Source organism: Methanosarcina barkeri 3 (assembly GCF_000970305.1).
GTDB classification, from domain to species: domain Archaea; phylum Halobacteriota; class Methanosarcinia; order Methanosarcinales; family Methanosarcinaceae; genus Methanosarcina; species Methanosarcina barkeri_A.
Genome location: NZ_CP009517.1, coordinates 2,718,059 through 2,735,307 on the forward strand (window position 1 = coordinate 2,718,059; position 17,249 = coordinate 2,735,307).

Genomic DNA, 17,249 nt, shown 5'->3' on the forward strand with positions numbered 1-17,249 from the left:
TCCTCAATTATTTGATTTTTTTTCTTGCTTGTAGTCTGAGTTTCTGTTCCTATCTTTTACACTGAAATTGACCTGAAGCCTTTCCTTATCTATCGCAGAATCACCAGCGTCACCTGTGTAATGATTAGATAGATTGCGGACACCTTCGCTTATATACTTACTTTGATTGTCTTTTCCGCGTTCAGAGGAATCTTTGGTAGCGAAGGAGACTTTCGGAATTATGCTAAATAATATTAACATTGTAAAATAAGCCATAAATAGAAAAACTTTTGATTCTTTCATCTGACCCCCTCATTCAGTTGAAAGTTTGTTATATTGTTTATGGAATAAGGTAAATATAAACATTCTTTTCAGAGAGTTTATCAACTTTTTTGGAGAGCTTATCAACCATGTATCTCTGACGATGAAGTATGTATTTCTAACAATGGGATTAACTCTAGTGAATATCCACTAAAAAACATATTTTAATGTAAAATATTCGGATTTCTAGGTATATAAAAATTAAAAACTTTAAATGTTAGGCATGCTTAAGAGTTAATTACCTATAAATCTGAATATAAATAATTAATATGTTTAAATAGAAATAACGCCCTGGTTATATTCCATTGAGGAATATATTACTGGATTGTAAGCAACTATGCCAGTTCTACCTGAAAGATAGAGAAAAACCTGAAGGGAGATCAATTCGAAAAAGGAAGAGGAAATAGAGAATAAGAATAGAGAATAGAGAGTAAAAACAGTCCAGTGGAGGAACAAAGAAATGAAAGTTGTTGCGTTTAACGGAAGTCCGAGAAAAGAAGGAAATACAGCTATCCTTATAAAGTATGTCCTTGCAGAACTTGAAAAGGAAGGAATAGAAACCGAAGTTATGCAGGTAGGAGGAAAAAAAATTCACGGCTGCACAGCTTGCGGGAAATGCTACGAAAAAATGGATAAGAAATGTATAAATGACAAGGATATAGTCAACAAATGCATTGAAAAAATGATTGAAGCCGATGGCATAATTCTAGCTTCGCCTACTTATTTTGCAGACTTAACTCCCGAACTTAAAGCTTTAATTGACAGGGCAGGTTTTGTTGCTAAAGCCAACAGCGAAATGTTCAGGCATAAAGCCGGAGCTGCAGTTGTTGCAGTGAGAAGAGCAGGCTCAATTCACGTTTTTGACTCAATCAACCATTTCTTCACAATTTCACAGATGATAATCCCGGGATCAAGCTACTGGAATATGGGAATAGGGCTTGCCGAAGGGGACGTTGAAAAAGATGAAGAGGGCATTCAAACAATGCAGACTCTGGGCCAGAATATGGCATGGCTTTTGAAGAAGCTCAATGCCAAGCCTTTTTAAAAAAGGCTTGAGCGAAAACCCCCTTTCAGCGAAGCAAACTTGAAACGAATTAAAATTTTACCCGCCATTCGCTGGCGAAGATGAGCATGGATTCGTTTCTAAGCTGGCCTATGAGGCATACGTTTGCTTTTTTTGCGGCTTCAACGCCTGAGTCGAAGGGCATGGATTTGGTGGCTATAAGAGGGATCCCTGCTCGAGCGGCTTTTATGACCATATAGGCAGGCTGCCGACCTGTAGAGAGCATGTAATGTTGTGAGAGGTCAAGACCTTTGAGAAAGGCAGCCCCTACGGCTTTGTCTACGGCATTATGCCGTCCAACGTCAACTATTTGCACTGCAAGTTTTCCGTTTCGGTCTATCAGGGCTGCCAGATGGGTTCCTCTGGTAAGTTTGTATGTGTCAGATTCAAGGTATTCTGTACCTGTAAAAACGATTTGCGGTTCAAACATAGAGTCAGAATCTACAAAAAGTTCTCTGCTGGCCTTTTCTTTTTTTCCGGCTTTTCCAACTTCTTTAACTTCTTTAACTTCTTCGACTTCTCTGGCTTCTTCGACTTCTCCGGAGTTTTCTGTGTAGATATCCTGGCTCTCCTTTCGAGTCCGGACACGAATAGTACTGCCTTCTACCTCAATATTTTCGATTTCCCTGAAACTGACAATTCCTTCTGTAATCAGGTGGCCGACAGCAAGTTCTTTAAGTTCGAGCGGGGAGGCAAAAAGTGTCGTAAAGAGTTTTCCATTGAGAAAAAGCTTAATAGGGCATTCCTTTGCGAGCAGTACTTTAACATCTTCAGATCTGCCGTCTGAGTATATTCTTTTTGCAGGATAAGGAGTGGTATATTTTTCGGGCATATGAATCGGTTTTCTCGCTTTTTGAGTATATGGAAAACATATGTATCCATATGCTTTTTTTCTTTCCGTTAGCTAAGAGAAACTGTAAGGTAATCGATATAGAAGGTACCCTGTTCGTTATTGTCAGTACTAACTTTCAAGTTAAGTACAAGGTCTGAAGGCGAAGCTGGTGATACTGAAAATGTACTACTGTAAAGATTCCAGTTACCCGTAGGTAGATGATTTATTGAAGAAGTACTTTCTCCTGCAAGCAACATTTCCATTTTTGGCCCACTATAATTAAGGTCATCTGCATGGTACTTATAAATTATCATAACTGTTACCTGGGATGGACTGAAATCAAAACCACTATAGTTGTTAAATTTGAATGTTAATTCAACATTACTATTATTGTTTAGATGCTGTGAGAACTCATTTTGAGGGCTATAAGGAGTTAAATCTACACCTGGGGAGTTTCCTGATGGTAATGGGGACTTTGAAGGATCATAATCTTTAAGAATGGAAGAGTCAGGAGACGGAGACAATGCTATACTATTATGCATTCCAGTAAATGTGTCAAAACAGTACCGTTGATTTAGCTTCATCAAATTAGAATTGAGATTATTTCCTTCTCCAAGCTCTACACCTATTGTCGTTTTACTTATATAGAGTCTTTCGAGATTTTTGGTGCTATTGGGCAGGAAAGAGAAGCGCACATGGCCAGAACCCTTCAAGTGTCGAACGGTATAATCTTCTTCGGGTCTGAGCTCTTTTTCTTGTGCAATTTCATTGAAGTATTCAATCCACGCATCTGGGTACCTTGTGACAATTGTCAGATTAAATGCTTTGATAGACGTGCTTGTGTTTTTGTAGTCATTGCTATCGAATACAGGTTCTGTTTTGTACCCTGTTAGTTGAAGTGGAACGACAGTATTTGATGATATAAAATCGCGCTTCCCTGAAAGCTGAACTGTTTGAATTATAACTGTGTAGTTATTTTCGTTAGTCTTATTTTCGATAGTTATTGAAGGCGGTTGTCTCATTACGGAACTTTTACCATTTGCAAGAATCAAAGCTCCGTTTTCATACCTGATGACCTGGTCAGGATACTGCTTGTTTTCAGAGTAGCAGGTGATTCCTCCACACTCAAAAGTAATGTTGTCAGGTGTTATTTTTTGAGAAGGATTGCGCATTACTACTGTCATTGCATATCTTTCAGTATTCACCTCAAGTTTTCCATTCGATTTCAAAGGTTCTAAAAAAGGGATTTCTCCTCCTCCAAGATCTATAGGAGCAGTTACTGAAATGTTATTACTTGCAGTATTGTTTAATTCCATGAGTCTGGAGAGTACATCAATATTAGTTTTTACTACCCACATATCGTTCAATATATCATACATATAGTTCTGTTCAGCATCGTTTTTCCACTCTGGAACGTATTCAAGCCTGACTACTGAAGCTATTGTAAACACAAGTCCCAATAATAGTATTGCTATAACAGCTGTTGCAGCAGCGGACTCAGATTTTGAAAAACGGAAAAATAGCCCTACTTTTCCCTCTTCTGTCCCTTTTCTTTTAGTGGAGGCATTCGGGAGCATTTTCGAAACCTTAAGTTTGAATTTTGATATTTTAAATATTTTCCTTGCTTCCTTTTCAATTCAAGCCAATTCCAGGTTCAGCCTTGATCACAGTTTCACTAACATATAATCCCCTCAAACCCTTTGTGTTTGTTTGGGGAAACGTCAAACGTACGAATGGAACTTCAGGAGGACATTCAAGGTCATAATCTAAGGAATCTATGTTTGCGTCCTTAGTTATTTTCTTAAAATACTGTTCCCAAGCTGCAGGATGTTCTGTCCAAACGGTTAATTCCAGTTTCGTTAAGTTTTCTCCAACTGTTTCGTTGATTTCATACAAAGGTCTATAGTCTCTATAATTAATTCCTATAAGGCGAAGAGAGCACCCTCTATTTGAGGAAACAACCTTTGGGGGAACATATGGTTGGAACACTCTCACATTATTTATAGTGAAATTATATTTAGTTGCTGTAGAATTGTCATCTAGCGCCTTGGAAATACGAATTGAAGGATAGAGCATCATAACTGACTGGTCTTCCTGGCCAGGAACTTGATTCTGGTTAAGAATTATAGCTCCGTTTTCGTAACTGAAAGCCTGATCAACATAGTAATTATTCTGAGAATTGTAGGTAATAGTACCACAGTTGATTAACTGAGTACGACTGGTAGAACCGTTGGGTGTTACTACTGTTGCTACTATGCCTATCTTACAATTATCTTTATTTACAGCGAGAGTTCCGCTCGATTTTATAGAGCCTACAAGTGGGAGGTCTCCCCCACCCATATTGAAAGGCACACTCATGATTAACTGAGGAGCTGAAGAGCTAGGGTTCAAAGAGTTAGAATAGGAAGATTCCGGATTTGAAGCCAGGATGATTGACATCATATCTATTTTTGACTTAACTTCTGCCATATCTTCACATACATCCCCCATATGAGAGTATTCAGCATCGTTTTTCCACTCAGGAACACAGCCCACATATACGATAGTTAATGCCGACGATATGATTCCCAGCAACAATACTGCCCCAATAACAGTTGATGTTGCAAATTCCGAATGGGAAAAAAACTTTTTTTCGAATCCGATTTTGTCTGAATTAATTTTTTGCATTTTTTCAGCCCCCACGCCTTAGTCCCATGGACTTTTACATTAAAAATCCACTTTAATTCCTATGAAGTCTACGCAATAATATTTATCAGTGGCTGCGTTTTCAGTGGTTGTGTTTCCAGTGGCTGAAAATCTGACTACCAATTTTTGAAGTTTCTCAGTAGTATTGACATAATACGGTGCTAAATTTATATCAAAGACAGTCTCACCGTCAGCCTCGCATTGTGCAAAATTATAATTTTCTTTCATAGTATAATCTATTCTCACCCAGTCAGAACCATTATATATAGAAAGTGGAAACTCATTCGGGCTACAATCATGAGATTCATAAATTATTTTTAACTGAACCTGGCTTAACGGATCTGAAATCTCCATTTCATCCGTATCTATCCCAAATTGAAACTCCTGATATACAAATTGGTCTTTTGGAACTGAGTCTTTTGTATAAATACCATCACTGATGGCATCAACCATCTCGGTAGGCTGCCATCCCCCATTCTCTATGGAGTTACTGTAAACACTCCCATAAGGGTGTGGAGTTATCCACTCAGGAACTTTCCAGGAACCTCTCTGGAGTACTGCTCTCTGGATTACCTGATCGGATAGCTTATCGATAAAAAATATATCTATGTCTTCTCCTGCCTTGAGTTCAATGCTCTCGGTATTAATTTCTATGCAATCACCAAGAGTGAAAACATCATCACTGGAAGCAGTTCCATTGGGGTTTTTAACAGTAAAGTCGTTACTATTACTATCAAATTCCCCTTTTTTCTCCCCATTGACATTAACAATTATTTTGATAGTAGACTCATCAATGGCTTCCCCTCCGCGATGGATGATCTGTAAAGTACTGGTACTTCTATTGAAATTCTCTTGCAGATCGGTATTCGGAGTATGTTCCGGTTTTACAACTCCCCCATCGGAAAATACGGCCAGCCCTATTGTAGAAAAAGCCAGAACTACTATACTCATCATGAGCAATTGCCCATATACTTCTGAAACTCCCCGGCAGTCCTGGTAAAGTACACAGCGCTTTTTGCCCTCCACGATAAAAACCACTTCCTAAAAATTTAATTACCATTTTTCTAAAGTGTATTTAATGGAATATTAACTTGACTGTCTGAGAAAATTTATTAAGGTAGAGTTGCTTATAGATATCTTGCTGAAATATTTTGCTATGATAACATAGTTTATTCTTTGTTACACCCAGCAAAAGTTTAAATATATATAAGAAGTTGAGTACAAACAGTCGGAATAAAAACATATTGTTAATTTTATTATCAGGTGTTAAAGGTATCTGGCAGTCTGTTACTGTCCTAATACATTTAACCAGGAGGGAGAAACATATGGATTTCAAGAAATTATTTAGAAAAGATGATAAAGCAGTTTCCCCGGTTATCGGTGTCATTTTGATGGTTGCAATTACCGTCATCCTTGCCGCCGCAATCGGTTCTTCAGTATTTGGTATGGGACCTGCTAAGTCTGCACCGCAGGCGAATCTTGAGATTAAAGCAGCTGGAATTACTAATAGTGGTAGTACTAGCGCAGTAGCATCTGTAAAAATCGAACACCTAGGAGGAGACATAATTCGTTTCGAAGACAGTGAAAAAACAAAAGTTACTGCGTCCCTTGAAAACGGTCAGTCTTATACAATCGGGGCTGCAAATAATGCTATTACAGCTAATCCTGCCGGTCTTGGCACCTTAGATGTGGGTTCTGTAAAGACGCTCAAATTAGCGGATGGAGCTGGAGTAAACGCTTTTGTAGGAGTCGAACCTAAGTCTGGTAACACTGTCCATATCAAGATTATCGATGTCCAGACCAATCAGCTTATCTGTATCAAGGATGTAAGGCTTTAAAAACAAGTTTAAGTACCTCAAAAAGGCACTTTTCCTTTTTTTACTTAATTTGTTTTAATCTTGAACTCGTTCTTCATTTTCGATTTTTGTCATATGGCTTTTACCTGTTTTAACTTTAATACTGCTTAGGAATATACTAATAGAATCTATCTCTAAACTAATTTTATTTTCATACTCAAAAAGAAAAAAAGAATCGAAGGGGAACTCTAATCCTCAACCTGCTAATTACGAGTCAACCTCTATACCGCTAACTATGACGGCAAATCTACAGGGAAAATAAGAAGACTTAAAACCCCGATTAAAAGTTCGATTATTTTATTCTTTAGGGCTTTGTTTGTAATTTTATGGCTCAAAACGTTTGTATTGGCTATCAGTCTTTATTCACTTCATTACAGGTGTTCCATCTGTTATAGGAGATATATGACTCACATTCAGTGTTACATCCCCCTGTAGCCAGAAGTCCAAAAGTACACCTGTCAATCTGAATATGTTTAGGTCTACTGCTATCGTTATTCACAGGCTCATACCAGTACTTATGATAAATACAATCATTCGTTACGTGACTTTGTATTATTTTTTGGGTTTTTGAATGATTGAAGCCGTTAAATAAGGAAAATAATGATAAAGTTTGAGAATTTAAAAGGATGTTAGAAAATAGTTCTTTTATACTCATTATATACCCCCCTTTTAATTTAAGAAACGCAACATATAAAAAAATTACCATGTGTAAACACATAAGAAAAACATGTTTTCTACTCCTAACTAAGAACGTTATTCTGTGCCATCAATTATTATAGAACATGCTAACATTCAGGCCTTCAATCATGTATGGAATCTGGTTTCAAATCAATATTTTGGAGAACTATCGAAAAATAAAGTAATTTTCATTGATTTTCGTTAACCGAATAATCATGAAATTAAGTTTCTAATTTACTGATCAAAGAAAAAAAGATGCTTGTGAATACTTTAAATTAGAGTTCTATCGCCAAAAGATGAAAACAGGAAAGAAAGTCTCCTGCTTTTCCGATGAGCATGGTTCCATTTTCATCATAATAATTATCCTTACTCAAAATATCCATAACCAGCGAATTTATTCCTCAAAATCGAATATATAAAGACCTGTACTTTATCCCAATCCCAAAAAAGATGATTTGATCCAGAAAAATAAAAAAAGAGCCGCCGGGGGGACTTGAACCCTCGACCTGCTGATTACGAATCAGCCGCTATACCGCTAAGCCACGACGGCAAATACACAGAAAGATTGAGCAGACTTAATACATAGATCAAGAATTTAATTATTTCGCTCGGGCGGAGCCATTTGCTTTTGCAACGCCTGGATAATCCTTACATTATTTAAATAATGCGGCCACCTTTTTAAGGTTTTAGCTTCCTTTAAACAATTCTGTCACCCCTTTAAACAATCCTATCATCCTTTAAACAATCCTATCATCCTTTAAACAATCCTATCATCCTTTAAACAATCCTATCATCCTTTAAACAATCCTATCATCCTTTAAACAATCCTATCATCCTTTAAACAATCCTGGCCTCTATACAGATATTATACTGATGAGGAGCATACGAACGGACTACCCTTTTATCCAGAACCTCGATTTTTCTTCCTGCTTTTTCCGCAGCTTTCCTTACGAGTTCTATAGAGCTTTCGAAGAGGTCGTCTTCAGGAGTTATTCCATAATAATGGATTATTCCACCGGACTTTGTCAGGAGAACTGCAGAGTCCAGGAATTCAGAGGCGCTATGAGGCAAATTCATAATCACATGATCGGCACTGCCTGCAAACTTTTTTGCTTCTTCCCTGGCATCACCCTCGACTGCTTCAATATTTTTTGCAGAATTGAGAATAATATTTTCTCTGAGATAATACACAGCATCCGGATTTTTATCGATTGCCAGGACTTTTGAAGGCTTTTTGCTCTTTGCGATCAGAATACTGTAAGGTCCGACGCCTGCAAACATATCGACAACAGTATCCCCTTCCTTAATCCAGGAAAGAATTCTTGAGCGCTCGGTTGAAAGGCGGGGAGTAAAATAAGCCCGTGCAAGATCGACTTTGTAGCGGCAGCCGTATTCCCTATGAATGGTTTCGGTTCTCATCTCGCCTGCAATAACCTCAAATTCTCTAACCCGGAATTCTCCGGTAACAGGAGTAAGAGGCTTGAGCACAGTTTTGATATTCGGCTGAGTCTGAAGTAGGGCATCGGCAATTCTTGAGGCTTTCTGTTTATCAAGCTCAGGATCTTCCAGCAGGGCGATGTCCCCTATAACTTCATAAGCAGGGCTGAAACCAAGCAGGTTTTCCGGAACAGGTTTCTTTTCCTGGAGCTTGAAGTCGAACTCGATAAACTCAATTTCTTCGGGAAAATTTTCAAGCTCATCAGGAGCAGGTTCTCTGCTCAGGGGAAGGTAAAGAAATGCTTCATCTGAACCTATTTTTACGGAATTATCCAGAATTTCAAGCTCAAGGAGTATTCTTCGTACAGTTTCTCCTTTCTTTTTAGGAACTTTTATGCACTGCCGTTTCATGGAAAATCGCCTTTCGGAAGCCTAAGGCTATCCTTCTATTAATAAACTACCTCAAACTCTGTCTTCTTCGGTTACTTATCCGGCTATTTGTCCGACTTTGCGTTTTAAACAAGCCTGAAAAGATATAAGTAAATTTTCGGAAAAGGAAAATGCCTCAGAAACTTTGTTTCCAAAGGGATCTTTAATCCTGAGATTTATTTGAAAATAAGGTGAAAAACTCAACTTGACTTTAGGGGTGCTAAGATTGGTAATGGGAGTAAGCATTAACCAGATCAGGAAAATCTCGCTTGGACTGCAGGTTTCTACCCTACTAACCTATATGTTTGGATTTACTGCGCTGAAGCTGAGCGGTTCAAAAAAAGAAGGAATCCAGAGACACGGGAAAATAAACACTCTCGGATACACCCTGGGAGCCTTATCTTTACTGTATATGATGTACTCCGGACTAAGGCTCATAATTGCTAGGGCAGCTCCTTCAATCATGTATATTCACGGTACCTTTGGGCTTATAACTCTGGCTCTTAGCTCCTTATTTGTAGCTAACAGATGGAGCTGGAAAACTATCAAGAACATGAGGACTCTTGTAGTTCTGTTTCTGTCGACTTTCAGCGGAGGAGTATACATGTTTTCACGGCTCTATAAACAAAGGACACCTGCAGAAAAGAGTGAGTAAAAGAAATTACACCATCAGCGAATCTAAACCTAAAAATCGTTTTATAGATAATTATGAGTTCACTGATAATCATTAACCTAAAGGAGACCATCCATATAGGTTTTTACAGGAATTTCCGAGTAAGTTGCTTCGCAGATAGTAACCAGAAATCCCAGGATAACTGGTTAATCTGAGAAAAATAATTTGGGACAACTGGCCTGAGTACAGGTGAACTTTTGGGATAGTTGAACTTAACTTTTGGGATAGTTGAACTTAACTTTCGGGATAGTTGAACTTAACTTTCGGGATAGTTGAACTTAACTTTTGGGATAGTTGAACTTAACTTTTGGGATAGTTGAACTTAACTTTCGGAATAACCGAAGTTTCAGGGTATCTTAGCTTTCAGGAAAGCTGAAGCTCAGGATAAGTGAATCGAGTTATTGTAGTTAAGCATGAAGTACAACCCAAAAATTATCAGGAATACCCCACAGGTATAAAGAATATATCTATGCATTTTTTGGGAAAGCAGGGTTTTACCATGGCCGAACGATCCGGATACGACAGTAAACCAGCCCAGGTCTGCAGTCCAGTGTCCGATCATATAAGCCATTGCTATTATGACTCCTAATTCATACTCCTTAAGTACAAGTGCACCACCAGCAGTCAGCCACCAGATCCAGAAGTATGGGTTAGAAACCGAAGTAACAAGACCAATCAAGCTAGGATTAGAAAAAAGCTTCAAGCCTGGAGATTCCTTAGAAGTTTTCACATACGAAGATGTAGATCTTGCTTCCTTTAAAGTAAGAAGCCCAAATACCAGAAGTGAAAGCCCTCCTAGAAGGAAAATTAAAGAAATCATGTCACTATCGACAAGCGAAGCAGCTCCTAACAGAATCAACACATAGAGCACAGCTTCCACGAGCATATGCCCGAATACCACCTGTGGGCCTGCAAGCCAGCCTTTCTTCAACGAAATCTCTATAGTTGCAAAAAGCATCGGGCCAGGAACGAGTGCGCCTGTAAGCCCTACAGAGAAACCTAAAAGAAGAGCTTCCAAAACTTCAATTGTTAGCATTATGGACCAAGAACTTAAAAGTATCTAAGATTCTTTTTTGAAAGTAAATTTCCGCAAGCAGAAAGATCCAGATAAATTGACTTAAATAAAACAAACCAGTAAAAAAATAGGGCATCTCTATTTTATAGAGAAAACCTACTGGCAAAAAAACAGGAAATTTAGAGACAATTTCAGTATCTCTTTCGATTAATTTTTTAAAATTTGCATTGCGCAAACTAATCATGCTGCAGCTCGGGTTTTTCAAGCCTTTTGAAAAAGGTTTGATTTAGAGAATAATCTCAATATCCAGTTCTTCTGCAAGCTCTTTATACCTGTTTCGGATAGTGACTTCCGTAACCCCGGCTACATCCGCAACTTCCCGCTGAGTTCTCCGTTCACCACAGAGAATGGACGCAATATAAATTGCAGCAGCAGCAACTCCTGTCGGACCCCTTCCGCTTGTGAGTTCCTTTTCGGAAGCCTGCCTCAGGATCTCAACACTCTTGGACTGGACTTCTCCTTTAAGGTTAAGGCCTGAACAGAACCTTGGAACGTAGTCGATCGGAGATGTAGGCATGAGCTTTAGTGCAAGTTCTCTGGAAATAAAGCGGTAAGTTCTTCCGATTTCTTTCCGGCTAACTCTTGACACTTCTTCAATTTCATCAAGAGTTCTTGGAACGCTGCACTGACGGCAAGCAGCATAAAGAGCTGCTGCGGCAACGCCTTCAATGCTTCTTCCACGGATAAGGTTTTTGTCCACAGCTTTTCTGTAGACGACAGCTGCGGTTTCCCTCACAGTTCTTGGAAGACCGAGAGCGGAAGCCATTCTGTCCAGTTCGGATAATGCAAATGCAAGGTTTCTTTCAGTTGCGTTACTTACACGGATTCTACGCTGCCATTTTCTTAAACGATAGAGTTGAGCACGATTTTTTGAAGAGATTGACTTTCCATAGGAGTCGCGATTCCTCCAGTCAATCATTGTGGAAAGCCCTTTGTCGTGGATTGTGTATGTCATAGGCGCACCCACACGGGAACGCTTCATACGTTGATCATGATCGAAAGCTCGCCATTCAGGGCCTTCATCCACAAAATCGGCGTCAATGACAAGTCCGCAGTCCCCACACACGAGCTCGGCTCGCTCATAGTCGTGGACGAGGTTTCTGCTGCCGCATTCTGGACACACGGCCTTTTCGTTCTCAAAACTTTGCTCCTTTTGCTTCTCTTTGCGAGCTTTGATCATGGCACGTATTTTTTCTCTTTCAAGAGTGTCCGAATAGCGAACTCTTTCGACTTCTACCATATCATATCACCTTACAAACTAAAACAATCATATGTTTATATTTACGGTATTTTTGGCTGCACCACTGAAATCACAGTAGACATCTAAAAGGCAGGATAAGAAAAATCACGGCTGTAACTAGCAAAAAATATATAACCTAGTTAATGTTTAACCATAATATAGAATTCAAATGCGCATTCATGTCAGAGCTTTCACCGAATATAGACTCTTTCATTAATAAGAGCTCGAAATTCTGAATCAGAAGTTCGTTTAAAGCCCTTCACTAAAAAATATGGATGGCCTACAGGTCCGAAAACACTTACGATCGTACCAATCCGATTCAGGGCCTTATCTACAACGACCGAATTCAATTTAGGAAAACCATCTGAGACATTCTCGGGTTTTACCTCATCCCCTCTAATAATCAGGTTTTTAACACCTGTTCTGTGCAGCACTTTACCGAGTCGTTTCATATCAGCCACGAATAGTTAATAGCTATTCTCTCTAGCTCAGGGTATTTTTTTCCAGCTCAGGGCAAAAATCTCCTGGCTTTGAGCATGTTTTTCTGTCAGCCATAAATAAAGTTATATATTATAGACTGAAAAGCATATGTAGTCTACGCTCATTTTATATAAAGATATCGCAAGAACTATATTATATGTTAGTCCTGACTAATTTAATATAGTAGAGTATAAGAACTAGAAGAGGGAAACCACAACCTTATATATTAAATGGACATTGTTGGCAGCAATCAGACCATAATTATGGTCATTACAGTCACTAACTCCGATTAATGATCTCATTCTAAGGAGGAGACTCATTGTCCAAGTTCGTATATTTTTTTGGAAAGGATGTAACTGATGGCAAAGGTAGTATGAGAGACTTACTTGGAGGTAAGGGCGCAGGCCTTGCTGAAATGGCAAACCTTGGAATTCCCGTACCGCCAGGTTTTACGATTACAACTGAAGTTTGTGTACTTTATCTGAAGAACAAGAAGTATTCTGAAGAAGTACTCAAACAGGTTGAAGAAGCGATCGATAAGCTCGAGACTTTAAACAACAAAAAACTGGGAGACCCAGAAGATCCGCTACTTGTTTCTGTAAGGTCCGGTGCTAGGGTGTCCATGCCGGGGATGATGGATACTGTCCTTAACCTTGGACTCACGGACAAATCTGTTCTCGGACTCGCAAATAAGGTCAACGACGAAAGGTTCGCTTACGACTGTTACCGCAGATTCATCTCTATGTTTGGAGATGTGGTTCTGGGAATTGACTTCGACAAGTTCGAGTCCCTTATTGAGGACAGGAAAAAAGAACTTAAAGTCGAATCTGACACCGATCTCGATGCAAAAGCACTGAAAGATCTGGCTGAAAGGTTCAAGGGAGTAATTAAACTCGAAAAAGGATTTGATTTCCCCCAGGATCCGAAAGTCCAGCTTCAGATGGCAATTGATGCTGTTTTTGAGTCTTGGAACAACCCAAGGGCCATCACTTACAGAAAGCTTAACGAAATCGATGACAGTTGGGGCACAGCTGTCAATGTACAGACCATGGTTTACGGGAACAGAGGAAATACCTCAGGCACAGGAGTTGCTTTTACAAGAAACCCGTCTACAGGAGAAAGGAAATTTTTCGGGGAGTACCTTATTAATGCACAGGGCGAAGATGTTGTTGCAGGCATCCGAACTCCAGACTTTATTGATACTCTTGGAAACAAGATCCCTGAAGCCTACAACCAGCTTGTGGACATCTGTCAGAAGCTCGAAGCCCATTTCAAAGACATGCAGGATATAGAGTTTACTATTCAGGAAGGAAAACTCTACATGCTGCAGACCAGAACTGGGAAGCGTACAGCTGCTTCAGCTGTAAAATTAGCAACTGACATGGTAGCAGAAGGGCTGATTGATAAGGAAACTGCAGTTACAAGGGTTAAAGCCGAACATATAGACCTTCTCCTTCACCCGAGAATTGATCCCAATGCAAGACTGGAAGTAATCGCAAAAGGACTTCCGGCATCACCCGGAGCTGCTGTAGGAAAGGTTGTATTTACTGCCGAAGCAGCCGAGGAAATGGCTGAAAAAGGAGAAAAGACAATTCTCGTCCGAACCGAAACTTCCCCTGAAGATATCGGAGGAATGGCTGCTGCCCAGGGTGTCCTTACAGTGCGCGGTGGAATGACCTCTCATGCCGCAGTCGTTGGAAGAGGCATGGGTAAGCCCTGTGTTGTAGGTTGCGGAGAGATCTCAATCGACATCAAGAGCCGCCTCTTCATGGTAAACGGTCACACTATCAAAGAACATGATTATGTTACCATTGACGGAAGCACAGGCAGCGTAATTATCGGGAAAGTAGAGCTGATTGATGCTGAAATTAGTGATGATCTGAAGAAGATTCTTCTCTGGGCCGACGAGATCAGGACTCTCGGAGTGAGAACAAACGCAGATAATCCGGCAGATGCAGGCCTTGCCCGTGAACTTGGGGCTGAAGGCATAGGACTTTGCAGAACTGAACATATGTTCTTCGGGGAAGACAGGATCCCTGCAGTAAGGGAAATGATCATGGCCGAAGACGAAAAGTCCAGGAAGAAAGCCCTCAAAAGATTACTTCCTATGCAAAAAGAAGACTTCCTTGGAATCTTCCGCAGCATGGAGGGCCTGCCTGTTACTATCAGACTGCTTGACCCTCCTCTCCACGAGTTCCTTCCTGATAAAGAAGAGCTCGATGCAAAGCTCAGGGAGCTCGAAGCCTCAGGAGACTGCGGAAAGATCGATGAGGTAAAGAATGTCATCAAGAGAGTTGTTTCCCTCAAGGAACTCAACCCTATGCTCGGCCACAGGGGATGCAGGCTCGGAATAACCTATCCGGAAATCTATGATATGCAGGTACGTGCAATCATGGAAGCAGCCTGTGAACTTGCGAACGATGGTATGCAGATCGTTCCTGAAATCATGATCCCGCTCGTGGGCCTTGTAAAAGAGCTTTCCATTACCAGGGAAGAAGTCTGCAAGATGGCAGAGACAGTCATGGCTGAGAAAGGCGTAAAGATCGACTACAAAGTAGGAACAATGATCGAACTGCCCAGAGCCGCAATTGTCGCAGACCAGATTGCCCAGGAAGCTGATTTCTTCTCCTTCGGGACAAATGACCTGACTCAGACAACCTTCGGTTTCAGCCGTGATGACGTGTCCAAATTCGTGCCTATCTACCAGAAAGCAGGAATTCTTGAGCACGATCCGTTTGCAGTCCTGGACCAGGAAGGCGTTGGCGAGATCATGAAAATCGGTATATCAAAAGGTCGCTCTGTCAAACCCGAACTTAAAATGGGTATCTGCGGAGAACACGGCGGAGAGCCAAAATCCATTCACTTCGCCCATAAAATAGGCCTTAACTATGTAAGCTGTTCTCCTTACAGAGTTCCGATTGCAAGGCTCGTAGCTGCACAGAGCACAATTGAGTCAAGAAAATAAAGTCCTTGAAGTTAAAGACTTATTTAAAATGAGGCAGGATTTATCCTGCTTATCATTACTTTTTTGGAAACCTTTTTTGGAAACTTTTTTTGGAAACTTTAACTGCGTTTAATAGTTTTGAAAATTAATGATTTAACCCTTTTTCAAGAATTAATGCTGTCATTTTACGTCGGATTTCATGCAGACCCCTCATCCGAAAATCATTATTGAATCGAGCCTTGCAGTACCTACTTTTGTCCAGTATTTGCAAATACTACAGTACTGGATCTCGCCGTCTGAGCGCAGTTTTAAGTTAGCGTGACATTTTGGACATATTTTTAGATGTTTCATGAATAAAGCTCCTTTAATTTTATTTCAATTTTGAGCTCATTACAAAACTCAGAACTTGTTCCCTGAGCCTTGAGTTTTGAACGATCAATTAAGTTTTGTAACGAGCTTAAGCATTTGTTTAAATATTTAGAGATCTTTGGAGGTTGTTTGATATATTGGTTTAAAGTTGTTTGATATGTTGGTTTTAGGTTGTTTGAGATTTTTGAAGGTTTATCTGAGGTCTTTAAGGTTGTTTGAAATTTTGGAGGTTATCTAATATGTTGGTAGACTATTGAGAGGTTAGTTTACTCTTTCTGCGTTTATTCTTCTCCCATTTCTTTTCTAAAACTGATATAATCCCTTTCTACTTCTTCAAGTTCGTATTCCATTTTATACCCCATTTGTGGTTTCTCGATCTTCAAGTTGATTTTTATTGATGTGCAGATAATTTTCAGGAGGTTGTCAAAAGGTTGTTAGTTAATAAATTTTTAATATGTACCTTTTTTCCAATTTGTTTTTAAGTTTAGATTAATATTGCATGAATGGCCCCAACATCTTGTGTAAATTTCCTCAGAGGTTAAAAGCATCCCATTCCCAAACAAAGTTCCCTGTGAAATTTGCTTTGAAAGCTTCTTCTCTGTCATTTTATTCATCTACTGGTTCTCCTTTATTCCAAGTTTTATTTCTTTTTCTTTAAAGGAATACGGATTCCTATTTCCTCTTTATTGTATAAATAGTTTATGCTTATGGGACAAATAAATTGAATAAAAATCCACATGTTATAAAGACTAACTGCCAAAGTTGTAAAAGTTACATAAAGATCCTTTAAAGTAAAATTTTTTGGTAAAAAGGCTGTCTCGAATTTAATCAAGAATCTTTTGAGCACATAATGCAAGAAGAAGCCCAGAGGTGCTGTATCTACTGTATCCCCCAATACAGTATCTCCGAATTTATGCTCCCCCAAGCACATTGATTCGAAGAAGAATCAGCAACCCCCAGGAAGTTCTTTTCTTTTTGATGATACCCCAAGCTCTATTCCCCAACTCCATCACATAGTAAGGTCATAAATTATATTAAATAAATGATATCAAAAATTAAATTCAAACAAAAAATTGGTTGATGTAAAAGATTTCAAGTCTATCATGGATCATTTTTAAGTAAAACTTACATTACTAGAATGGAATCCTTTCTCAGCAAGACTTAGTACTGGAACTGGAAAACAGTAAT

16 protein-coding genes and 1 tRNA gene are annotated in these 17,249 nt (G+C 39.4%); 4 read left to right on the plus strand and 13 right to left on the minus strand.

The window, feature by feature from the left end:
- Window positions 1-3 precede the first annotated feature (3 nt).
- Complete coding sequence (locus MSBR3_RS10900) at window positions 4-282, minus strand: hypothetical protein (RefSeq protein ID WP_048108107.1); 279 nt, start codon at window positions 280-282, stop codon at window positions 4-6.
- A gap of 478 nt (window positions 283-760) precedes the next feature.
- On the opposite strand from MSBR3_RS10900, the gene MSBR3_RS10905 reads away from it, so the two are divergent.
- Complete coding sequence (locus tag MSBR3_RS10905; protein WP_048108108.1) at window positions 761-1,345, plus strand: flavodoxin family protein; 585 nt, start codon at window positions 761-763, stop codon at window positions 1,343-1,345.
- A gap of 49 nt (window positions 1,346-1,394) precedes the next feature.
- Here MSBR3_RS10905 and fdhD read toward each other — a convergent pair whose 3' ends face one another.
- The 4 genes from fdhD to MSBR3_RS10925 form a co-directional block, all read right to left on the minus strand.
- On the minus strand, window positions 1,395-2,195 hold the full coding sequence (gene fdhD / locus MSBR3_RS10910; protein WP_048108110.1) for a formate dehydrogenase accessory sulfurtransferase FdhD: 801 nt from the start codon (window positions 2,193-2,195) through the stop codon (window positions 1,395-1,397).
- A 68-nt stretch (window positions 2,196-2,263) separates the two neighbouring features.
- A complete protein-coding gene (locus MSBR3_RS10915; protein WP_048108111.1) occupies window positions 2,264-3,772 on the minus strand; it encodes a DUF7289 family protein in 1,509 nt (502 codons plus the stop codon).
- Window positions 3,773-3,827: 55 nt separating this feature from the next.
- Window positions 3,828-4,862 (minus strand): hypothetical protein, encoded by a 1,035-nt coding sequence (locus MSBR3_RS10920; RefSeq protein WP_048108112.1) that lies wholly within the window; start codon window positions 4,860-4,862, stop codon window positions 3,828-3,830.
- A 39-nt stretch (window positions 4,863-4,901) separates the two neighbouring features.
- Window positions 4,902-5,906, minus strand: a complete 1,005-nt coding sequence (locus MSBR3_RS10925) for a type IV pilin N-terminal domain-containing protein (RefSeq protein WP_048108113.1) — start codon at window positions 5,904-5,906, stop codon at window positions 4,902-4,904.
- Window positions 5,907-6,205: 299 nt separating this feature from the next.
- On the opposite strand from MSBR3_RS10925, the gene MSBR3_RS10930 reads away from it, so the two are divergent.
- Window positions 6,206-6,718: a type IV pilin domain-containing protein gene (locus MSBR3_RS10930; RefSeq protein ID WP_048108114.1), complete on the plus strand. Its 513-nt coding sequence runs from the start codon at window positions 6,206-6,208 to the stop codon at window positions 6,716-6,718.
- Between the two features lie 370 nt (window positions 6,719-7,088).
- Here the strand turns inward: MSBR3_RS10930 and MSBR3_RS20325 are convergent, their stop codons facing one another.
- The 3 genes from MSBR3_RS20325 to MSBR3_RS10940 form a co-directional block, all read right to left on the minus strand.
- Window positions 7,089-7,391 (minus strand): hypothetical protein, encoded by a 303-nt coding sequence (locus MSBR3_RS20325; protein WP_155396799.1) that lies wholly within the window; start codon window positions 7,389-7,391, stop codon window positions 7,089-7,091.
- Between the two features lie 501 nt (window positions 7,392-7,892).
- Window positions 7,893-7,964, minus strand: a tRNA-Thr gene (locus MSBR3_RS10935).
- 287 nt (window positions 7,965-8,251) lie between these two features.
- On the minus strand, window positions 8,252-9,262 hold the full coding sequence (locus MSBR3_RS10940; RefSeq protein ID WP_048108115.1) for a class I SAM-dependent methyltransferase: 1,011 nt from the start codon (window positions 9,260-9,262) through the stop codon (window positions 8,252-8,254).
- 244 nt (window positions 9,263-9,506) lie between these two features.
- Between MSBR3_RS10940 and MSBR3_RS21065 the strand changes: the two genes are divergently transcribed.
- On the plus strand, window positions 9,507-9,935 hold the full coding sequence (locus MSBR3_RS21065) for a hypothetical protein (protein ID WP_230627408.1): 429 nt from the start codon (window positions 9,507-9,509) through the stop codon (window positions 9,933-9,935).
- Window positions 9,936-10,332: 397 nt separating this feature from the next.
- Here MSBR3_RS21065 and MSBR3_RS10950 read toward each other — a convergent pair whose 3' ends face one another.
- The 3 genes from MSBR3_RS10950 to MSBR3_RS10965 form a co-directional block, all read right to left on the minus strand.
- Window positions 10,333-10,989, minus strand: coding sequence for a LysE family transporter (locus MSBR3_RS10950; protein ID WP_048108117.1), 657 nt, complete (start codon window positions 10,987-10,989; stop codon window positions 10,333-10,335).
- 265 nt (window positions 10,990-11,254) lie between these two features.
- A complete protein-coding gene (locus MSBR3_RS10960; RefSeq protein ID WP_011020659.1) occupies window positions 11,255-12,268 on the minus strand; it encodes a transcription initiation factor IIB in 1,014 nt (337 codons plus the stop codon).
- 191 nt (window positions 12,269-12,459) lie between these two features.
- Entirely contained in the window at window positions 12,460-12,720 is a 261-nt protein-coding gene (locus MSBR3_RS10965; protein ID WP_048108122.1) for a Gar1/Naf1 family protein, read from the minus strand.
- Window positions 12,721-13,067: 347 nt separating this feature from the next.
- On the opposite strand from MSBR3_RS10965, the gene ppdK reads away from it, so the two are divergent.
- Window positions 13,068-15,713, plus strand: a complete 2,646-nt coding sequence (ppdK, locus tag MSBR3_RS10970; protein ID WP_048108124.1) for a pyruvate, phosphate dikinase — start codon at window positions 13,068-13,070, stop codon at window positions 15,711-15,713.
- Window positions 15,714-15,902: 189 nt separating this feature from the next.
- Here ppdK and MSBR3_RS20670 read toward each other — a convergent pair whose 3' ends face one another.
- Entirely contained in the window at window positions 15,903-16,043 is a 141-nt protein-coding gene (locus MSBR3_RS20670; RefSeq protein ID WP_196296944.1) for a hypothetical protein, read from the minus strand.
- Between the two features lie 467 nt (window positions 16,044-16,510).
- On the minus strand, window positions 16,511-16,675 hold the full coding sequence (locus MSBR3_RS20330) for a hypothetical protein (protein ID WP_155396800.1): 165 nt from the start codon (window positions 16,673-16,675) through the stop codon (window positions 16,511-16,513).
- Window positions 16,676-17,249: the final 574 nt, after the last annotated feature.

Excerpts from the sequence above, each read along its gene's own strand:
- MSBR3_RS10915 (WP_048108111.1), bottom strand. The coding sequence starts at position 3,772 with ATGCTCCCGAATGCCTCCACTAAAAGAAAAGGGACAGAAGAGGGAAAA.
- MSBR3_RS10950 (WP_048108117.1), bottom strand. The coding sequence starts at position 10,989 with ATGCTAACAATTGAAGTTTTGGAAGCTCTTCTTTTAGGTTTCTCTGTA.
- MSBR3_RS10905 (WP_048108108.1), top strand. The coding sequence starts at position 761 with ATGAAAGTTGTTGCGTTTAACGGAAGTCCGAGAAAAGAAGGAAATACA.
- MSBR3_RS10965 (WP_048108122.1), bottom strand. The coding sequence starts at position 12,720 with ATGAAACGACTCGGTAAAGTGCTGCACAGAACAGGTGTTAAAAACCTG.
- MSBR3_RS10920 (WP_048108112.1), bottom strand. The coding sequence starts at position 4,862 with ATGCAAAAAATTAATTCAGACAAAATCGGATTCGAAAAAAAGTTTTTT.
- MSBR3_RS20325 (WP_155396799.1), bottom strand. The coding sequence starts at position 7,391 with ATGAGTATAAAAGAACTATTTTCTAACATCCTTTTAAATTCTCAAACT.
- MSBR3_RS20670 (WP_196296944.1), bottom strand. The coding sequence starts at position 16,043 with ATGAAACATCTAAAAATATGTCCAAAATGTCACGCTAACTTAAAACTG.
- fdhD (WP_048108110.1), bottom strand. The coding sequence starts at position 2,195 with ATGCCCGAAAAATATACCACTCCTTATCCTGCAAAAAGAATATACTCA.
- MSBR3_RS10940 (WP_048108115.1), bottom strand. The coding sequence starts at position 9,262 with ATGAAACGGCAGTGCATAAAAGTTCCTAAAAAGAAAGGAGAAACTGTA.
- MSBR3_RS10900 (WP_048108107.1), bottom strand. The coding sequence starts at position 282 with ATGAAAGAATCAAAAGTTTTTCTATTTATGGCTTATTTTACAATGTTA.
- MSBR3_RS10930 (WP_048108114.1), top strand. The coding sequence starts at position 6,206 with ATGGATTTCAAGAAATTATTTAGAAAAGATGATAAAGCAGTTTCCCCG.
- MSBR3_RS10960 (WP_011020659.1), bottom strand. The coding sequence starts at position 12,268 with ATGGTAGAAGTCGAAAGAGTTCGCTATTCGGACACTCTTGAAAGAGAA.
- MSBR3_RS20330 (WP_155396800.1), bottom strand. The coding sequence starts at position 16,675 with ATGAATAAAATGACAGAGAAGAAGCTTTCAAAGCAAATTTCACAGGGA.